This window comes from Stieleria mannarensis (genome assembly GCF_014154935.1).
GTDB classification, from domain to species: Bacteria; Planctomycetota; Planctomycetia; order Pirellulales; family Pirellulaceae; genus Stieleria; species Stieleria mannarensis.
Genome location: NZ_JACEHH010000020.1, coordinates 42,262 through 61,498, shown reverse-complemented (window position 1 = coordinate 61,498; position 19,237 = coordinate 42,262). Strand labels below are relative to the sequence as shown.

At 58.0% G+C, this 19,237-nt stretch carries 8 protein-coding genes and 4 pseudogenes; 10 read left to right on the top strand and 2 right to left on the bottom strand.

What is annotated here, in order from left to right:
- Positions 1–84: 84 nt before the first annotated feature.
- The 6 genes and pseudogenes from H1B37_RS14950 to H1B37_RS14930 all read left to right on the top strand — a co-directional run bounded on the left by H1B37_RS14950 (position 85) and on the right by H1B37_RS14930 (position 9,333).
- Positions 85–1,482, top strand: coding sequence for a sulfatase family protein (locus H1B37_RS14950; RefSeq protein ID WP_182867467.1), 1,398 nt, complete (start codon positions 85–87; stop codon positions 1,480–1,482).
- Between the two features lie 69 nt (positions 1,483–1,551).
- Positions 1,552–1,875 (top strand): annotated as a pseudogene (locus H1B37_RS34810) (ulvan lysase-like protein); the annotation flags it as partial.
- Positions 1,876–1,991: 116 nt separating this feature from the next.
- A pseudogene (locus H1B37_RS34805) lies at positions 1,992–2,156 on the top strand (ulvan lysase-like protein); the annotation flags it as partial.
- Between the two features lie 166 nt (positions 2,157–2,322).
- Positions 2,323–7,245 carry a glycosyl hydrolase gene (locus tag H1B37_RS14940; protein WP_182867466.1) on the top strand — a complete coding sequence of 1,641 codons (4,923 nt, stop codon included), beginning with the start codon at positions 2,323–2,325 and terminating at the stop codon, positions 7,243–7,245.
- A 9-nt stretch (positions 7,246–7,254) separates the two neighbouring features.
- A complete protein-coding gene (locus H1B37_RS14935) occupies positions 7,255–7,596 on the top strand; it encodes a glycoside hydrolase family 78 protein (RefSeq protein WP_182867465.1) in 342 nt (113 codons plus the stop codon).
- A 501-nt stretch (positions 7,597–8,097) separates the two neighbouring features.
- Positions 8,098–9,333 (top strand): AraC family transcriptional regulator, encoded by a 1,236-nt coding sequence (locus H1B37_RS14930; protein WP_182867464.1) that lies wholly within the window; start codon positions 8,098–8,100, stop codon positions 9,331–9,333.
- A 72-nt stretch (positions 9,334–9,405) separates the two neighbouring features.
- Here H1B37_RS14930 and H1B37_RS14925 read toward each other — a convergent pair whose 3' ends face one another.
- Positions 9,406–9,600 (bottom strand): hypothetical protein, encoded by a 195-nt coding sequence (locus H1B37_RS14925; protein ID WP_182867538.1) that lies wholly within the window; start codon positions 9,598–9,600, stop codon positions 9,406–9,408.
- Between the two features lie 116 nt (positions 9,601–9,716).
- A complete protein-coding gene (locus H1B37_RS14920; RefSeq protein ID WP_182867463.1) occupies positions 9,717–10,973 on the bottom strand; it encodes a DUF1559 domain-containing protein in 1,257 nt (418 codons plus the stop codon).
- Positions 10,974–11,562: 589 nt separating this feature from the next.
- Between H1B37_RS14920 and H1B37_RS14915 the strand changes: the two genes are divergently transcribed.
- From H1B37_RS14915 to H1B37_RS14905, 4 genes and pseudogenes are all read left to right on the top strand, one after another.
- On the top strand, positions 11,563–13,137 hold the full coding sequence (locus H1B37_RS14915) for an SLC5 family protein (protein ID WP_182867462.1): 1,575 nt from the start codon (positions 11,563–11,565) through the stop codon (positions 13,135–13,137).
- A gap of 70 nt (positions 13,138–13,207) precedes the next feature.
- Positions 13,208–15,733 (top strand): annotated as a pseudogene (locus H1B37_RS34770) (DUF5107 domain-containing protein); the annotation flags it as partial.
- Between the two features lie 378 nt (positions 15,734–16,111).
- Positions 16,112–16,375, top strand: a pseudogene (locus tag H1B37_RS33840) (DUF1501 domain-containing protein); the annotation flags it as partial.
- A 417-nt stretch (positions 16,376–16,792) separates the two neighbouring features.
- Positions 16,793–19,183: a sulfatase-like hydrolase/transferase gene (locus H1B37_RS14905; protein WP_220498212.1), complete on the top strand. Its 2,391-nt coding sequence runs from the start codon at positions 16,793–16,795 to the stop codon at positions 19,181–19,183.
- Positions 19,184–19,237: the final 54 nt, after the last annotated feature.

Sequence of the window (19,237 nt, the reverse complement as noted above, 5' to 3'; positions counted from 1 at the left end):
GAACAAAACCACTTTCGGCAGACAACGATCGGCACAGAGATCGCCTACAAACCAATCTGAACTGACAATAAAACGAAGACGCAAATGAAACGACTGCTGGCTTATCTGGTACTGACGACGGGCCTCTTGGCTGCACCGGCGCACGCGAATGAAACTCGCTTGCCGGACATCGTTGTCTATCTGGCGGATGATCTTTCCGCTCGTGACCTGCCGCTCTACGGTGGCAGCGATCTTCAGACCCCGGCGATCAACGCCCTGGCTGCCGAAGGCATGACGTTCAACCGCGCGTTTGTCGCCAGCCCATCATGCGCCCCCAGCCGCGCCGCACTGCTGACCGGGTTGATGCCGGCTCGAAACGGTGCGGAAGAAAATCACACCTACCCTCGCCAGGGCACTCCGCGGCTTCCCCGCCTGCTGAATCAACTCGGTTACCAAACGGCTGCGTTCGGTAAGGTGGCCCATTCAAAAAGCGCGGCGGACTACGGATTCCAGACGATCGACCTGGACAAGGACATTCCCCAGCTGCGGGTCAACGTGAAACGCTTCCTGGAAAACCGCACCGACCGGCGACCACTGGCGTTGTTTGTCGGCGTCTCCGATCCCCATGTTCCTTGGCCCTCACAATCGACGCTTGACCCGAGTTCCATCACGTTGTCCCCCAAGTTGCTCGATACCCCTCGAACACGAGTCCAGCGTTCGAGGTACATGCAGGAAGTCAAAGATCTGGACGCGTATTTGGGTGAGCTTCGAGAACTCGCCGACAAATACATGGCGAAGGATAAACTGTTCGTTTTCTCGAGCGATCACGGAGCCCAGTTTCCGTTCGGGAAATGGACGCTGTATGACGAAGGCATTCACGTCCCCCTGGTGGTCTCGCGCCCGGGAATGATCAAAGCGGGGACGCGGTCGGATGCGATGGTCAGCTGGGTCGACATTTTGCCGACGTTGATCGACGTCGCCGGAGGCAATGTCCCCGCCAGTCTGGACGGTCGGTCTTTTGCCTCGGTGCTCCGCGGCGAGTCGAACACCCATCGCGATCGTATCTTCACGACGCACAGCGGCGATCGAATGATGAACGTCTACCTGAGTCGTTCCGTTCGTACGGACCGTTACAAGCTGATTTGGAATCCGCATCCCGAGTTCGCATTCACAACCCACATTGATTTGTTGCTACGCGAAACCTCGGGCGACTACTTCAAAGAGTGGACATCGCTTGCCAAAACCGATCCGCGCGCGGCAGATGTGGTCGCCAGTCATCACGGCCGCCCTGAGTACGAACTGTTCGATCTGCAAGCCGATCCCCACGAACAACAGAACCTCGCGAACGATGCGTCACTAAAGGATCTGCGAACCGATCTTGTCGAAGAACTCAGGGCGTGGATTCGATCACAAAACGACGAACTGACCGTTTTTCACCAACCGCTGATGCTTGATGCGCCGGAAACCTGGGTGCCTCGCAAGGTGCGGCAAGGGGGCAAATAAGTGCTTAATCCGGATCAACCTCGGATCCTCTCTTCACCATCCAGACCTTCTGTCAAGACGGACCATGCAATGCACAGGCGTCGTGATTTCATTTCCTCCGTGGCCTTGGGCGGCCTGTTCGCTTCGCTGCCGAGCGAAGAATTGGACGGTGCGGAAAACACCAAGCAAAACGCCGGCGAATTCATCCAGCTCACCAAAAACCTGCTCGTGGATTGGTGCGACGGCATGATTGCTTATCAAATCGACGCGCCGGATGCCCCCACGCGACACGGCGGGTTGGCGTGCCCGGCGTGTCCTCGTATTCACGGTCGCTGCAGTGACGCGCCGTATCCGTTTTTGCACCTGGCCGATGTGACCGGCCAGCAGAAGTATCTCGACGCCGCGACGAAAGTGTACGACTGGGCCGAACACAACGTCAGCCGCCCCGACGGAAGCTGGACAAACGACACATTGACCCGAAATCGTGGCGTGACACCACCATCTTCGGCGCCATCGCGCTGGCCGAAGCATTGCACTACCACGGCGACGCGTTTGACAAGCGACGCCGCGACGCCTGGACGGCGCGGCTGGATCGAGCCGTCGGTGGATACCTCGTGCGTGATTTCAAGAAGATCGACTTTACCAACTTGAACTACGGGATGACCGCCGTCTACGGATTCCATCTGTTCGGCAGGTTGCTTGCGAACCCGAAATACACCCAACGCAGTGAGCAGTTTGCGCAGAAGCCGACCCGATCACGATGGAAATCGGCGACAATCCAGGACCGGTTGTTTGTGAAATCGCTGTGGTCTAACCAACGCGTACTAAGAAACCTCTCCATTGAAAAAAATTGCTTTCGACATGAATTCGAGCGTCGCCGTCCCCAGGAACTACCGATCCGTTGTGTACGGCATCCTGCTGATCGGGTTCGGCATTTGTCATCCGGCCGTCGCCCAGCGGCCCCATCACGTCGTTGTACGGAGTGATAACCAGACAGCGATCCGGCGCAGCCTGCCGGATGAATTTGCGACGCCGCGGAAGGATTCACGGCCTCAAACCTGGTTCCACTTGATCGGCGGCAATGTCAACCAGAATGCATTGACAAAAGACCTGGAGGCCGTGTCGGCGGCCGGCATTGGCGGCATTCAGTTGTTTCATGGTCGGGGACGTGCTTGGCCGGGCGTCACACCGCAAATTCAAACCCTGAGTGAAACCTGGGATTCGCTGATCAGTCATGCCGCCGACCAGTCGCAGCGGCTTGGGCTGAAATTCACGATGCAGAACTGCCCCGGCTGGGCGATGTCGGGCGGGCCATGGATCACCCCTGAAAACGCGATGCGGCATCTCGTGTACAGTCGCACCGACGTGGTCGGGGGCGAACCGCTCTCGATCAAGCTGGCCAAGCCGCAGCCCAGCGAACAGGATTGGCGAGACTATCGCGACATCGCGGTGCTCGCGTTTCCGACGCCGGACGGAGACACCGGGCGACCGCTGATTCCTTCCAGCATCACGAGCAGCTTGCCGGATGCGGATTGGAGCGGCCTTCTGCGTGGAGACGATATCAAGATTCAGATCCCGGCAGAGTCATCGCCCGCTTGGGTCGATTTTTACTTTGATCAGCCGGTCACGCTGCGATCGATTCAGTTGCCGCCGACCGAATTCTTGATGAAACGGATGATGTTCGATCCGAATTCGTCGATCTCCGTTTCGGTGATGCAGGGCGCAGCTTGGAATCCACTGATCACTCACCGCGTCCCGCGAGGCAACTGGCAAGACCGCCAACCGGAGCGTCACTACGTGCTGGCGGTGCCCGATGCGACCGCCAAACGCTATCGATTGACATTCCAGAACTTTCGTGCGATGGAGATTTCGCACCTGAAGCCGTCGGCGGCCGCGCGAGTCCACGATTGGCAGGCTCAAGCGGGCTACGCACTGCGCAGCCTGGAGCGGACCGCACCTCCCCGGCAATCGCCAGCCGCCTGGATCCGCTCGAAGGATGTCGTGGATGTGACCGCGATGATGAACTTGGCGGGACGTCTGAACTGGGACGCGCCCGAGGGCAATTGGACCGTTGTTCGGTTCGGGCATGTCAACACGGGAGTGACAAACAAACCGGCACCACCGGAAGCGACCGGATTTGAATGCGACAAGCTTTCGACCGATGGAGCCGATCAACACTTTGCCGGTTACATCGGCCGGCTATCCAAACCGGGCGGAGCGGCGGACAACGGACGCCTACAGGGAATGCTGATCGATAGTTGGGAGTGCTACACGCAGACGTGGACTCCGGCGATGGAGAACGAGTTTCAGAAACGTCGCGGATACGCGCTGCGAACCTGGCTGCCGGCTCTGGCCGGTTGGGTCGTAGAAGATCACACGACCAGCGAACGGTTCTTGCGAGATTGGCGGGCAACGATCAGCGATCTGATTGTCGAAAACTACTATGGGCGGATGGCGGAACTCGGCAAACAGCGTGGCATGGAACTTTCGTTCGAGACCGCGGTGGGCGACGTTTCGCCCGGCGACATCCTGCAGTATTTCAAGTCGGCCGACATTCCGATGTGCGAGGTTTGGAAACCCAACGATCCGCACGTCGGTGGGCTGGAAACCAAACCGATCGCGCCGACAACCTCGGCCGCCCACATTTATGGGAAACCGCGTGTCGCGGCCGAGACATTCACCTCGGCGCCGATGAACTGGCGCGAGCATCCATTTTCGCTGAAGAACGTCGCCGATCGAACCTTTGCCGCTGGCGTCACGCACCTCGTCTTTCACACCTACACGCACAACCCGCTGGATCGAGTGCCGGGAACCTCCTTTGGCAACACGATTGGAACGCCGTTCTTGCGAGGCCAAACCTGGTGGCACCACATGCCACACTTCACCGGCTACCTGGCTCGGTGCCAGTCCATGCTGGAACAAGGACACCCCGTCGCCGATGTGTTGTGGTACCTCGGTGACGACATCGATCACAAACCCAGGCAGGATTCGCCATTTCCCGAAGGCTACCACTTTGATTACGTGAACCAGGATGTGTTGCTCAGTCGACTTGGCGTTGATGACGGCGACCTCGTCATTCCCGAGGGCACGCGATGGCGGGTGCTGTGGCTGGCTCCCGAGCAATGTCGCCGACTGACGCCGCAAACGCTGCAGCGTGTCAAAGAACTGCTTCACGCCGGCGCGACGGTGATCGGACCGGCCCCGGACATGAACCCGTCGCTTAGCGGCGGCAATGAGGCAAATGCTGACTTCAAGCGTCTCGTTGATGAACTCTGGGGCAATGGAACTGCGATTGAAGGCGACCGCAAAATCGGCCAAGGACGATTGTTGTGGGGCGAATCACTTCCGCAATCGCTGCAACGTCTGGGCATTGCACCCGATGTCCGGGGCACGCTTTCAGAGCGATGGTGTCACCGACGCGTCGATGACGTCGATATCTATTTTCTGGCGGGTTGCCGAACGCAAGCGGTCGACGCAACGCTTGAGTTTCGTGCGACCGGCAAACCCGAGTTCTGGAACCCGATCGATGGCAACCGAAAACCCGCCCCGGTGTACCAAAGAACCGATTCGGGGACCGCGATCCCGATTCGTCTTCCCGCAGCCGGTTCGACCTTCGTGGTCTTTCGCCCCGAGACATCGTCACGAGTACCGATTGAACGCGTGTCGCGAAACTCGGAAGCCCTGCTGGATGCAACGGATACGGCGCGAGTCGACAACACGCCCCGATACCCTGCGTTTGGAATCGATCGCTATGGAATCACTCAACCCTGGGTTCCGCCACAGCCGCCAACGATCGAATTCGACTGCACGGCTGAGTCTCTGATCGCCTATCAAAATGGAACCTATCAAATCGACCGAACCGACGGATCAACGGAATCGGTGAGCGTTGGCGATGCGGACAGCATTTCTTTGGACGGCAGGTGGGAGCTACGCTTTCCCGATGGTTGGGAGACTCCCAAGCAGATTTCTTTGCAGGGATCGCAGCCATGGTCGGAAATGGACGACGTCACGGTCCGCCATTTCTCAGGCACCGCGACCTACCGGACCACGTTTACGCTGGACGTGAAGCGTGCCGGCCAGCGGCTGCAACTCGACCTGGGGCGCGTCGGCAACCTCGCGGCGATCCAGGTCAATGGAATGGATGTCGGCACACTTTGGTCGGCCCCGTACCGGATTGATGTCACCGACCACGTCAAGCCGGGCGAGAATACATTGTTAATCGCTGTGACCAACACCTGGCACAATCGGCTCGCATACGATGCGGGTCTTCGACCGGAAGAGCGTAAAACATGGACCATTGGTCCACCGCCCAACGATTCACCACTGGAATTCTCGGGGCTTAGCAGTGATGTGCGACTGAACGTCGGACAGGTGATCCCGATTTCAAAAACACGGACGCCACAAGCGAACTTTCAACATCGTCCATCCGAGCTGGTACGTTCATCCGTGGTCGACAAGGCCGCGTTGACCTTTGCATTCGGGCCGGCGACGAAGTTCGGAAACACGGTCAATGGTCGAACGCACCAGCAAGACGCCTTGCTCTCTTACCGAGGCTATCAGTACGCGGCTTACGTGGATGCCAATCGCCAGATTTGTCTCGGTCGGCGAAAATTACCGAGCGGATCATGGGATGCAATTCGTTTTACGGATCACCGCTTTGAATCAAACGACTCACACAACACCGCGGTCATTGGAATCTGCGCTGCCGATGGGACGATCCACCTGGCGTTCGATCATCACGCCACGCCGCTGAACTATCGCGTTTCGCAGCTGGGTGTCGCGCATCGCCCCGAAGCCGTCTCGTGGGACGCGAGTTTGTTCGGTCCCGTCATGCATTCGCTCGGTTCCGTCGCGACGCACGAGCGAGTCACCTACCCGCGGTTCTTCTCGGCGCCCAACGGAAATTTGATGTTCTATTACCGCTCGGTCACCTCGGCCGATGGTGACGGGATGATCGAGGAGTACGACGGGCAAAACCACGATTGGACGCCGGGACTCGGGAAATTCATCGCGCGAGAGATCGGAACGTTTGAACGCGGTGGACAAAAAAGTCTGTCGCGATGCCCCTACATAAACGCCCTCAGTTTTGCTGGTCAGCGACTGCATGTGAGCTGGGTATGGCGCGATCGTTTTGAAAGGACTGACGCTCGCAACCAGCATGATCTCTGCTACGCCTACAGCGATGATTTTGGTCGGACCTGGCACAATTCCGAAGGAGCAGTGATCGGGCGAACCGGGCAAGACTTCATGCACCTTAACTCGCCCGGCTTGGTTGTTGCACGCATTCCGACCGATTATGGCCTGTCGAATCAAAACACGCACTACGCGTACCCTGACGGCAGCATCCACATTGTGCTACGTCATCAACTGGATGGTGGGACCTGCGAAAACCGCTACTTTCACTATTGGCGTGATCGCTCGGGAAAATGGAGCCACGAAGCGCTTCCCTTTGTGGGGCGTCGCCCCAAGCTGCTGGGGACACAGGATCGAGAACTGGTATTGGCATACAGCGACGAAGGAGAGTTGTTCCTTGCGAAAGGCATTCCAGACCTTGGGAGGACATCGTGGGACTGGCACGCCCTCCAATTTCCAAACCGAATGTCCGCGTTTGGAGATGCCGTGGTCGATTTGTCACAATGGAACCAAAATCAAACGCTCTCGATCTATCACCAAGAAGAACCCGCGGCCTTCATCGAGACGAAGGCTGCCGATGTGGTCGATGGATCTCCTTCGATGTTGAAAGTCAGCGAAATTGTTTGGGACCGACTCCCGATGGAAAGGTAGGTGATCGTGATGCACAGAATCTCTGGTCTGGCCATCCTGCCAGCGGTGTGCCTGTTCTTTTTGGGCTCAACGTCTGGAGATGCAGCTCCGCCGCGTCCACATTCGCTGACGGTCGGAGAGCGCTTTACCGATCCGGTCGGATTCTATGATCCCACACCGGTGTTTTCGTGGAAGCTTCCGGTGGTCGAGGGAGTGCAGTCGCAAACGGCTTACCGCATTGCTGTTCTTGATGGCGAGGGCGAGAACTCTCAACAGACGCTGTGGGATTCCGGCAAAGTGGATTCCGACCAGTCGGTCTGGGTGCCCTACGGTGGACCGGCATTGACGTCTCGGCGGCGAGGTGTTCGTTGATCTCGTTGCCAATTGGTGGTGGACGAATACTGATCTATCGACCGACGCGAGCGGGACATGCCAAGTCCGGGGCTTTCTGGGGGACTACAAAATCACCGTACACGAGGGCGGAAAACGCACGACTGTAACAACAACATTGGACCGTGATGGGCGTACATTGCGAATACAGACTGCCCCCCATTCAAATCGTTAAATCTTGCAACGTCGGGTTGACAACCGGTTTCACCTAGCTGGACAGCGGCACTTCGATGTAGCTACGCTCAACAGAGCGTGGCCCCCCCCTGGGATCCACCTTCTGGAGAAGGTAGCTTCGATTGAACGGCGAATCACGATGTTTCTTATGCAAAGTGACGCTGCCCAGCTTGGAGTCAACACACTGCAGTGGCATGTGGATCTCTTTTGTGGACACAACGGCGATCCCTCATTTTCATACGTGACCCGCCGGCAGCCGAAGGACTGTAAATGAATCGTTCAACGAAACAGCCCCCGCGATCCTCTAGAATGGCAACGCAATCGATCGCGTCAACGCGATCCGAAAAACGTGTCCTGCTGTTGGTTGAATCGTCACGAGCGTATGGTCGCGGATGTTTGCAGGGCATCGCTTCGTACCTGCGAACTCACCCGGAATGGGAAGCCGTGCATCTCGAACGCGGGCTTAGCGAGAACGTCCCACGCGAAGTGCGTCGACAGCCCTTTGACGGTGTGATCGCGCGGATTGAAAATCGGACGATCGAGAAGACCCTCGCCGAAATGAACGTCCCCGTGGTGGATCTTCGTGGCATGATCACGCCAAGCGGCGGCGTCGCATTTGACACCGACCCGGTCGCCTGTGCAGAGAAAGCGTTTGAACATTTTTCCGAGCGGGGGTTTCGGCATTTGGCTTTCTGTGGCTATCAAGGCTTGGCGTTCTCTGACGAGCGTTGTGCCGGTTTTTGTGATCTCGCGGATGCTCAGGGTGTGTCGGTCCATGTCTATGAATCGGGTGCGAGAAACGACCGAACTCGATTGAACGACACCATTGCTCGCGAAGCGAACGGCGAGCATCCGGAAAGAGAAATGATCCAATGGATTTCAGCGTTGCCCAGTCCGATCGGGCTGTTCGCATGCAACGACATTCGAGGCCGACAGGTGCTGCGCGCCGTTCAGCTTGCCGGACGTGTCTCGCCCGAAGAAATCGCGGTCCTTGGCGTGGACGACGATGAAGTGATTTGCGAACTTGCCCACCCGTCGATGAGCAGTATCGAACCCGACACGTACCGCATGGGTTTTGAAGCAGCCCAAACGCTGTCACGGTTGATGGACGGGGAGGCCATCGAGGAACAGCGGATTCTGATTCCACCGACTCGCGTCATGGTGCGGCAATCGACGGACCTGCTTGCCGTGGAGGACCCCGAGGTGGCCAAGGCCATCCACCTGATTCGATCAAAGGCCTTTGATGGGATTTCCGTTGCCGAGGTCGCGAACCATCTTGCGATTTCACGTGTGACGATGGAGAGGAAATTCCGTGCCGTGCTGGGGCGATCGCCGCGTGAAGAAATCGAACGGGTCCGAATCAACCAAGTGCGTCTCCTGCTGACGGAAACGAACTACAGTCTTTCGAAAATCGCACGAATGACAGGCTTTAGTAACGACAGCTATTTGGTGACCGCGTTTCGGCGTCACGAAACCTGCACACCCGGCCAGTACCGCAAGCAGCTCAAGGGAGCTGCTGCACCGGGGAACGCAAGCGAGGAATGACATGCCGGCCATTCCGGTCGTGCCGGATCTCGTCAGCAACCATCCCCGCCCTGCGACTTGCACTACAAGCCGTTACTCAGGCCGGGGAGCTTCCTTTCCTTCGGATCCGGCGTTGGCTGCTTCTTCTGCCGCCACAAGCTTTTTGTAGTCATCGATTGCCTGTTGATCAGCATTCTCTCTGACATTGACAGCTTCGGGACCACCACATCCACCGATGAAAAGCACCAGGGAAAGCAGGGTGATGCCACAGGAGACTCGTTTCGACATAGAACTTCAGAATCAGGAAAAAGAGAACGAACGAGGGTCACCGCGCTAGGATGATCGCGGCGATTCCAAAAAGCAGGATTTCGAACCTTCCTGCGAGGGCTTTGTTCCAGTGGAAATCACTGATTGAGCTGTTCCTGAATGACTTCCCTGCCGGCTTTCGTGCCGAGTGCACCCCAGAGTCCATAGGGGCTCGCCGATCCCGGAGCGTTGTTAAAACTGCCATCGCCCCATTGATACACCATGCGATTGTTTTGATCGCCAGATTCGATCGAGTCCGTCATGAAGATGACTGCGCCGTCACCCATCAAGACATGGGCTCCTCCCTGGTGGCGACTGGAGACCGACATCAGGTTGTTGCGATTGACCGCACCGGCAGAACAGATTTCCGAATTGGGTGGTCGAACGGTATGCACCATGGTGAAGGTGGGGTTGAAGCTCGCCCATCGGAAGCCACGTCCCGAGGTTGCACCGACAATCGGGGCCGCCGGATTCCAGAATCGCGGACGATCCGGATCAAGGTGCTGGACACACCAGGTCGGTGTGACGACGATGGTCCAGTGGTTGTTGTTGGTGCTGTAGGTTCCACCGGCAGTCAAGCTGGTTCGCGAGTCCTTGTCACCCAGATCGGTGGCAATTTCACCCATTGCGATCGTGTTGGAAAGCCCGTCCAGGATGTCTCTGAATCGCGTCTCTTTGCGGACTTCAAAGACACCGCGGTGGGCAGCACGGACGCGTTGCGCCGTACCGTTGGTCGGTTGATAGGGCAAAACGGTCGAATCCTGACGGACATTCAGATAACCGTCACGCATGAAATCCGTTGAATCGCCAAGACAAGCGGCATAATTGGTGCGGCCGAGTGCGGGCAAACCTTGCCCCGGATCGCTCGGGCATCGCAATGTCGGAAGATCCGTCGCCCATGGCGCGTAATCAATATTCTCCGGCGTGGGGCCCATCGGCGGAAAGTCAATGACGCCATCGTCATCGAAATCGTTTGGGTTGCGAATCGAATCCCACAGTGCCTGTTGCTCGATGAACGGTGTCAGCCCCACCAGCATGCTCAATCGCATGTTGGTACCCGTGGTCGTGTTACTCCAAGACCACGCCGGAACGGTCGGATGCGTCCCCCCGCCGTGCATCGGCAACTTTTTGTACGCCGAATGGTAATTGTGCAACGCCAAACCGATCTGTTTGAAGTTGTTGCTGCAACTCATCCGCCGAGCGGCCTCGCGAGCAGCCTGAACGGCAGGTAACAGCAAGCCGACCAGAATGCCGATGATCGCAATCACCACCAACAATTCGACCAGCGTAAACGCGGGACGCGGTCTCGTCGCCGGTGCATCAAGCGAACGGCGGTTTTGAAGATTTTCGCGCATAGAATGAGAACTCCAACTAGAACATGCACTAATGAATGGGAAAATGCGAACGATGGCAGCAGAACAAGTGGTTCATCATTGTCCCGTCGACGATCACACAACCGCCAGTCGCAGCCAGCCCCACACCGCGGGGTTGGCCGCAAGAGATCTCGAGAGCGGGCAAAAAAAAAACCAGGAATGGAACGCCCGTTCCCGACGGGCGCTGTCCCACCGAGATTCTTGTCCCAACAACGAATAGCCGCCGATCATTCTAAGAACGGAACAAAGAAAAGCTTTCCGTGTTTGCAAATTAAAGTTTCGAGTTTGCGTCACCAGCGAGATCCCAACCGAGATCAACTCAAATGGAGTCCCGTCACAAACTGCTCGGTCATCCGTCGCACCTCGTCAGGCGACGAACGATCGCGATCCCATGTCGGTTGTCATCGCCGATGAAACCGGCGACGGAAACTTGTGGTTATTTGATGGAAAAGTGAAATGACAGCCGTGGTCGACGACGCTTTAATGTAAGCCCGCCGGTCGCCACGACGAGCGTTTTCGTGCGGTGAAAACCCGGGTCCGCATTCTTCCCGCCTCTCGTTTTTGTCAGACCATGACCGCAACGGACCTCGCCGCTTTTCTGCTATTTTTCCTGATCGTCATCGCGGTCAGTTTGTGGAAGAGCCGCCGTCGCGGAACGCCACAGGACGAATCGGATTACTTCCTGGGGGGCCGCTCGCTGTCCTGGCCGATCATTGGCATTTCGATCGTCGCGGCGAATATTTCTTCCGAGCAAATGGTCGGCATGGCGGGCAGCGGCGCTGCCGAACAGGGATTGGCCGTCGCCGCTTGGCAATTGATGGGCTCCGTCTTTATCTCTCTGATCGCGATCACGTTGCTGCCTCGGTTCCTGCAAGCGGGGATCTATACGATGCCCGAGTTTTTGGAATACCGTTACAACACACTCGCCCGCAGCCTGATGGCGATCGTGACGGTCGCCACCTACGTCGGTGTCTTGCTAACGGCGGTGCTCTATACGGGCGCGACGGCGTTGCAGGTGCTGCTGGGGGTGCCGATGACGACGGGGGTCTGGATGATCGGCGCGATCGGGACGCTCTACGCCGCAACCGGCGGGCTCAAAGCGATCGCGTATGCGGACCTGATCCAAGGCACTGCGTTGCTCGTTGGCGGTTTGATTGTTTTCTATCTCGGTCTGTCGGCGAGTGGCGGTTGGAGCGAATTCAGTGCCGCAAACGCAGATAAATTGAAGTTGTTGTTGTTCAAAGGGCACCCCGGTTATGACCAACTGCCGTGGTACACTGTATTCACGGGAATGTGGATCGTGATGATCTACTACTGTGGTCTCAACCAATTCATCGTCCAGCGTAATCTGGCTGCCAAGACGCTACGCGATGGGCAACTCGGCATGATCTTCGCCGGTGCGTTATGGCTATTGATCCCGTTTGCGATTGTGATGCCCGGCATCATGGCGGGGAATTTGTACGCGGCTGAACTGGCGGAAAAATCCGACGCCGCCTATCCGACGTTGATCAAGCATTTGGTAGGGCCGGGCCTACGCGGCTTCATTTTCGCCGCGATCGCGGGGGCCATTATCTCCACACTTGCGTCGCTGTTGAATTCCGCCTCGACGATCGCCTCGATCGACATCTACCAGCGGCTGCTTCGCCCGCAGGCATCGGAAACCTCGGTGGTGCGTCTGGGGCGTCTTCTGACCGTCACGTTTGTGGCTATTGGCTGCCTTACCGCTCCGTTGCTGACCGACGGAGTCTTTACCTTCATCCAGCAATTCCAGGGATTCATCTGGCCGGGCGTGGTGGCCGCGTTTTTAGGCGCGTTCTGGTTGCCCAAAGCCCCCGCGGCGGCCGGTTCGGTCGCGCTGCTGTTGGGTCCGTTGCTGTACGCCAGCTTTCAAACGCTGAACAAAGAAGGCTTGTTCGCGGGGGTGCTTTCGCAGCGGGTGCTCGAGATGCATTTCCTGACTCAAGTGCTTGCCTGTTTCGGCATCATCATGGCTGTGATGGCCATCATGACGCTGCTGCGGCCGAATGCCGCACCGCGTGAGCTGCCCGTTCGAGAAGATGTCGCACGCAGAACAGAACCAATCGTGATTGGCTGCGCCGTGCTTGTGATGGCGTCGGTCGCTGCGATGTTCGCGGTGTTCCGGTAATCCGAATCATTTCCACTTTCTGTTTGATGCCCGGCTTTGTTCCGTGACTTCGCAACCCAATTCAGTCGACATGATTCAAGCACGCCTCCAGCCGCAAGTGATTCCGACCTATCCGGTCGGATCGCCCGAGAAGACCCCCCTGTTCTTTGAGAAGCGGGTTTACCAAGGAAGCAGCGGTAAGGTGTATCCGGTGCCTTTCGTTGACAAAGTCTATGATGATCCGGTGCCGGTGACCTATCAGTCCGCATTGTTGGAGAACGACTTCGTTCGGCTGGTCATGTTGCCGGAAATCGGCGGTCGCATTTGGTTGGGGCAGGACAAAACCAACCATGACTATGACTTCTTCTACCGCCAGGACGTCATCAAGCCGGCGTTGGTCGGGTTGGCCGGACCATGGATTTCCGGAGGTGTTGAATTCAACTGGCCGCAGCACCACCGCCCCGGCACGTTTATGCCGACGGACGTCCACATCGAGGAAGACCCCGACGGTGCCCGGACGGTATGGATGAGCGAGCACGATCCGATCAATCGGCTCAAAGGCATGCACGGTGTTCGATTGCGTCCGGAATCGTCGCTGATTGAATTAAGAGTTCGGTTGTATAACCGAACCCCGTTGACGCACACGTTCCTGTGGTGGGCGAATGTGGCGGCCAAGGTGCACGATCAGTATCAATCCTTCTTTCCGCCCGACGTGCACTATGTCGCGGACCATGCGGTGCGGGCGATGTCGTCGTTTCCGGTGGCCAACAATGATTACTATGGAATCGACTATCAGAATCGTCCCGGTGCCAATGATCTGAGCTGGTACAAGAACATTCTGGTACCCACCAGCTACATGGTCTGCGAAACCGGTCGGGATTTCTTCGGCGGCTACGATCATTCTGCCGGCGGCGGGTTCGTTCACGTCGCGAACCGACACATCGCACCCGGAAAGAAGCAGTGGACGTGGGGGAACGAACGGTTTGGCTGGACTTGGGACCGCGAGTTGACCGATGAAGGCGGCCCCTATGTCGAGTTGATGGCCGGCGTTTATACGGATAACCAGCCTGACTTCTCCTATTTGCTGCCGTACGAAACGAAGACCTTCTCTCAATTCTGGTGGCCGATCCAGGACATCGGGCCGGTCCAGCAGGCGAATTGCGACGCGGCATTGGCGTTCAGCGTTCGCTCGGATCGCAGGATCGAATTGGGGCTATGCGTTAGCAGCGTGTTTGAAGGGCAATTCACCGTTTGCGACGGCGATCGCGTGCTGCTGCAAACGCACCTGAAACTTCAGCCGGGACAGTCATGGAAGAATTCAGAGCTTCCGTTCGAGGGAGAACAAACCAGCAGTCTCTCGGCCGAGTTGCGTTCGACGCAGGGCAAGTTGGTGCTCGCCTACCGGCCACTGGACCCTCAGCCTGTTACCAACCGCAATCGTCAGGTCGCAACCGAGCCACCCGCTTCCGAACAGGTTTCGTCGGTGGACGAGCTGTTTCATATCGGCAGCCACCTGGAACAGTACCGTCACCCCACGCGGGCGCCCGAACCGTACTGGCAAGAAGGACTGCGACGGGACCCCGGTGATTATCGATGCCACCTGGCACTCGGCAAACGATGCGTGAAACGGGGGCAGTACGAACCGGCACAGGAGCACTTGCGGTCGGCCGTGGATCGCCTGACCAGTCGGCACCCAAATCCCGAGACGGGCGAGGCGCACTATTACCTCGGCCTCACCCTACGGGGCTTGGGGAATCTACCTGACGCTTACGCGGCTTTCTACAAAGCGACCTGGAACTACGAATGGCGGTCGGCGGCTTACTATCAGCTCGCCACGCTGGATTGTTGTCAGGCCGACTGGGCCACTGCATGTGATCACCTAAACGCGTCTCTGGACACGAACCGACAACACAACAAGGCCAGCTTGTTGCTCGTCCTGGCCCAGGCGAACCTTGCACGGGAGCAAGCGATTAGGTCGGATCCCGCTGAACTGCGAAAGCAAGTCGATCAGGTCCTGGCGTCGGATCCGCTGGACCATTGGGCCTCCCATTTACGGTGTGTGCTCGCAGAAGATTCTGATGCGACTGAAGTCCAACAGTTCCTCGCCAAGACGCGCAATGACGCTCAAACGATTCTAGATTTGGCATTCGACTACATCGAAGCGGGGTTCGATCAGCACGCCGTCGAGCTGATCGAGTTGCACCACGCCAACGAGGTCATTCCGGTTGCGGTCCCCAATCCGCTGCAGCGGACCGCGATGACGCATTACGTGTTGGCGTGGCTGAAACAACGCACGAAAGCCGCGGACGCCGACGAGGTGCTAAAGCGAGCCCGCGGGCAATCGGCGGACCACTGTTTTCCGTCGCGTTTGGAAGAGATGGCGACACTCCGCTGGGCGATCGGCCAGCCTGGCCGAGATCCGCTGGCCGCCTATGCGCTGGGTAACTTGTTGTTTGACAAGTGCCGTCACCAAGATGCGATCGATGTCTGGCAGGTGGCGGCACAACACGACGCCGATATTCCTCAGGTCTACCGAAACCTTGGCATCGCCGTTTGGAATCACTTTCGCGACGGCGAGCAAGCTGCGGCGTACTATGAACAAGCGATGCGTCTGGCCCCGCAAGATGCGCGACTGGTCAGCGAGTTCGATCAGCTGTCCAAAAAACGCAACGTGCCGATCGCGGAACGGCTCAGTTTTCTTCTCTCCCATCGCGAACTGGTCCTGCAGCGTGATGACGCAACGGTCGAGCTGGCCGCATTGGACAACGTGACCGGGCGTGCCCAAGAAACGTTGGAGCTACTGCTATCGCGTCGTTTCCATCCCTGGGAAGGCGGTGAGGGAGCCGTTCTGCGGCAGTACACCCAAGCCCGATTGCTGGCGGGCAAGGCCGATTTGGAAAATGGAAATCCGCAGTCCGCTCATCAACACTTCATCAAAGCGATGGAAACCCCGGATTCGCTGGGCGAGGCTTACCATCCGTTGCAAGCTCGGGCGGACGTCTACGGTCGTGATCATCATCCCCGCTGTTTTACGGCGCTCCTGGCCGGTGGCGGGATTCAAGGAGGAATTCGCCACGGAGTAACGGACGAGTTCAGCTACAACGTTGTCAAAGATCCGGTGCACGTTCGCGATCTGCATGCAACGATGCTGCATCTGCTGGGCATCAATCACGAACGACTCACCTTCCCGTTCCAAGGTCTCGAACAACGCTTGACGGGTGTCGAGCCGAGTCGTGTCGTGACTGAAATTTTTGCCTAGCCCCGTCCTGCACGTGATCGATAGGACCAATAGGACACAGGGGACCTATAAGCCTCATGTGTCCGATTGCATGACCGTCGGCTGATCCTCGACGGAAAAAAAATGGGGGCAAAACAATCTCAGGCTGTGATCGTTTTGCCCCCATCGTTTTGCCCAATCGTTGGGCACCACTGAAAACCGACGACGTCTCGGTTACACCGACCGCGGCGTCGAACATTAAGATGCTTTTCGTAGTGACTGGCTGTTGGCCACTGCTGGAACGCTGCTGCACCGGTAACTGCGCTGAAATTACTTGAGAATTGCGTGGCGGGGCGTCAAACTGGGGCACGATCTCACGAAATCTTTACGTCCCCCCTCCCGCCTGGTTACAGCCGAATGTCCCCGCGTTTTCCGCTACATCACATCGCGACACACGCTGTGCTCGCAACTGCCTTCCTTTTCACCCTGTTCCTGTCTCCGACTACCCTCAAAGCCGAATCGACCAAGCGTCCCAACATCGTGTTGATCCTGGCCGACGATTTGGGGTTTTCGGATCTGGGATGTTACGGCGGCGAGATCCAGACACCGAACCTGGATGCATTGGCGGACAGCGGATTACGGTTCACCCAGTTCTACAACACCGGGCGGTGTTGGCCGACACGCGGGTCGATGTTGACGGGCTACTATGCCCAACAGATCCGACGTGACTTTTTGCCGGGCATCCCCAGTGGCGGCGGCAACCGTGGCCTGCGCCCCGATTGGGCCGTGCTGCTTCCCGAAATGCTGTCGCAAGTCGGCTATCGATCCTACCACACCGGCAAATGGCATATCGATCGCACACCGACCCAGTCCGGTTTCGACAAGACGTCACTCAATCAAGTGGGCCGCTACTTCAGCCCCAAGCTGGACGCCAACGGAAAACCCAAGCGGCCGTTGGAGTTTCGTGACGACGAATACCTGACCAGCTCGATGGCTGACGACGCGATTGAGAACCTAAAGGAACACGCCGCACAACACGGCGACCAGCCGTTCTTTCAGTATCTGGCTTTCACCGCGCCCCACTTCCCCCTGCACGCTCTGCCCGAAGACATCGCGGTCTACGCCGACACCTACACCGACGGCTGGGATGCGATTCGCAAACAACGCTGGCAACGGATGCAATCGATGGGGATTTTGGATCCTGAAACCGCCAATCGCGTTTCATCGGTCGAGCGTGACCTCGGACCTCCGTATCATTTCCCCGAAGCCTTCGAGATTCTGGGTGACGGAGAAATCAATCGCCCCGTTCCGTGGAATCAATTGACGGACGAACAAAAATCGTTCCAAGCGACCAAGATGGCGATCCATGCGGCGATGGTGCACCGGATGGACATCGCCATCGGACGGGTCTTGGATCAAGTCCGGTCGATGGGCTGCTGGGACGACACGATCATCATGTTTCTGTCCGATAACGGAGCGAGCGCCGAAATCATGGTCCGTGGCGACGGACACGATCCCGATCAGCCGATGGGTTCGGCACTGACCTACCTTTGTCTGGGGCCCGGCTGGTCGACGACTTGCAACACGCCATTTCGCCGCCACAAAACATGGACACACGAAGGTGGCATCGCGACGCCGTTCATCGTTTCCTGGCCCAAGCGAATCAAGGACAAAGGCCAGTATCGGCGCAATCCCCAACATGTCATCGACGTTGCCGCGACGCTATTGGAGTTGACCGGCGCGACGCACCCGAATGATGCCCCAGCGGCGCCGGGACGTAGCTTTCTGGCAGACCTCGATGGCGATCACTCGGCCGACGAGCGAACGCTTTGGTGGTATCACGACGGACATCGGGCGATCCGACAAGGCCGCTGGAAAGCGGTTTCACCGATCGGCGAACCCTGGGAGCTGTACGATCTTTCGAACGACCGAATCGAGTCGGTTGACCTTGCGTTACCACACGCCGACAAGCTTTCTGAATTGGTCGCAGCCTGGGAACAGCAGCTTGCCGATTCGATCAAACTTGCCTCGAAAGATCTCGACAATCAACCACGAACGGCCAATGATCTGGCTCGCCAAAACAAGGTGATGTCCAAGGCCCAACAAGACGGTCGAATCAAACGCGCGCAAGTGTTGCCGGGCGGAGAAACCTTCTTTGTCGCCGACCGTCACGCGTTTGTAATGAAACCCGAATCGCCGGCAAAGTCCAAGCTCGGCAAGCCCTGGATTTTTTACGCCCCCGCATTGTCGCGCTACCCCGACAAGCACGAGCAGTGGATGCACCAGCAGTTTCTCGACGCCGGCATCGCGGTCGCGGGAATCGACGTCGGGGAAGCCTACGGCAGCCCGCATAGCCAACCCTTCTTTGACGCCCTGTACGACGAAATGGTCTCACGAGGTTACAGCACCAAACCGGCGTTGCTGGGCCGCAGCCGCGGCGGATTGTATGTCAGCCGGTTCGCGATCGAGCGTCCCGAGCGCGTCGCGGCAATCGGCGGGATTTACCCGGTGCTCGACTACACCAGCTATCCGGGCGTTGACCGCGCCGCCGCGGTCTATGGAGTCACGCCGGAGGCGATGGAGCAGCGACAGCGGGAGCTGAACCCTGCGAAGAATCTGGACGTGATCGCCAAAGCGGACATCCCGGTCTATGTGATCCATGGCACCGAAGACCGCGTGGTTCCGATCGAGCGGAATTCGGCGGTGTTGGAATCCGCGTACCAATCCGTTGGCAACGAATCCGTGATCACGCTTGAACGCGTCGATGGTCAAGGCCACAATTTCTGGGAAGGTTTCTTCCGCAGCCAAAAGTTGATCGATTTCTTGATCGACGCGGCCAAGGGGGACTGACGGTGCAACGCGCCCTATGAACGCGAACCGGCCCGAAATGCCGATCGAATCGCT

Coding starts and splice junctions, on each gene's coding strand:
- H1B37_RS14920 (WP_182867463.1), bottom strand. CDS start 10,973: ATGCGCGAAAATCTTCAAAACCGCCGTTCGCTTGATGCACCGGCGACG.
- H1B37_RS14915 (WP_182867462.1), top strand. CDS start 11,563: ATGACCGCAACGGACCTCGCCGCTTTTCTGCTATTTTTCCTGATCGTC.
- H1B37_RS14925 (WP_182867538.1), bottom strand. CDS start 9,600: ATGTCGAAACGAGTCTCCTGTGGCATCACCCTGCTTTCCCTGGTGCTT.
- H1B37_RS14930 (WP_182867464.1), top strand. CDS start 8,098: ATGGCAACGCAATCGATCGCGTCAACGCGATCCGAAAAACGTGTCCTG.
- H1B37_RS14940 (WP_182867466.1), top strand. CDS start 2,323: ATGAATTCGAGCGTCGCCGTCCCCAGGAACTACCGATCCGTTGTGTAC.
- H1B37_RS14950 (WP_182867467.1), top strand. CDS start 85: ATGAAACGACTGCTGGCTTATCTGGTACTGACGACGGGCCTCTTGGCT.
- H1B37_RS14935 (WP_182867465.1), top strand. CDS start 7,255: ATGCACAGAATCTCTGGTCTGGCCATCCTGCCAGCGGTGTGCCTGTTC.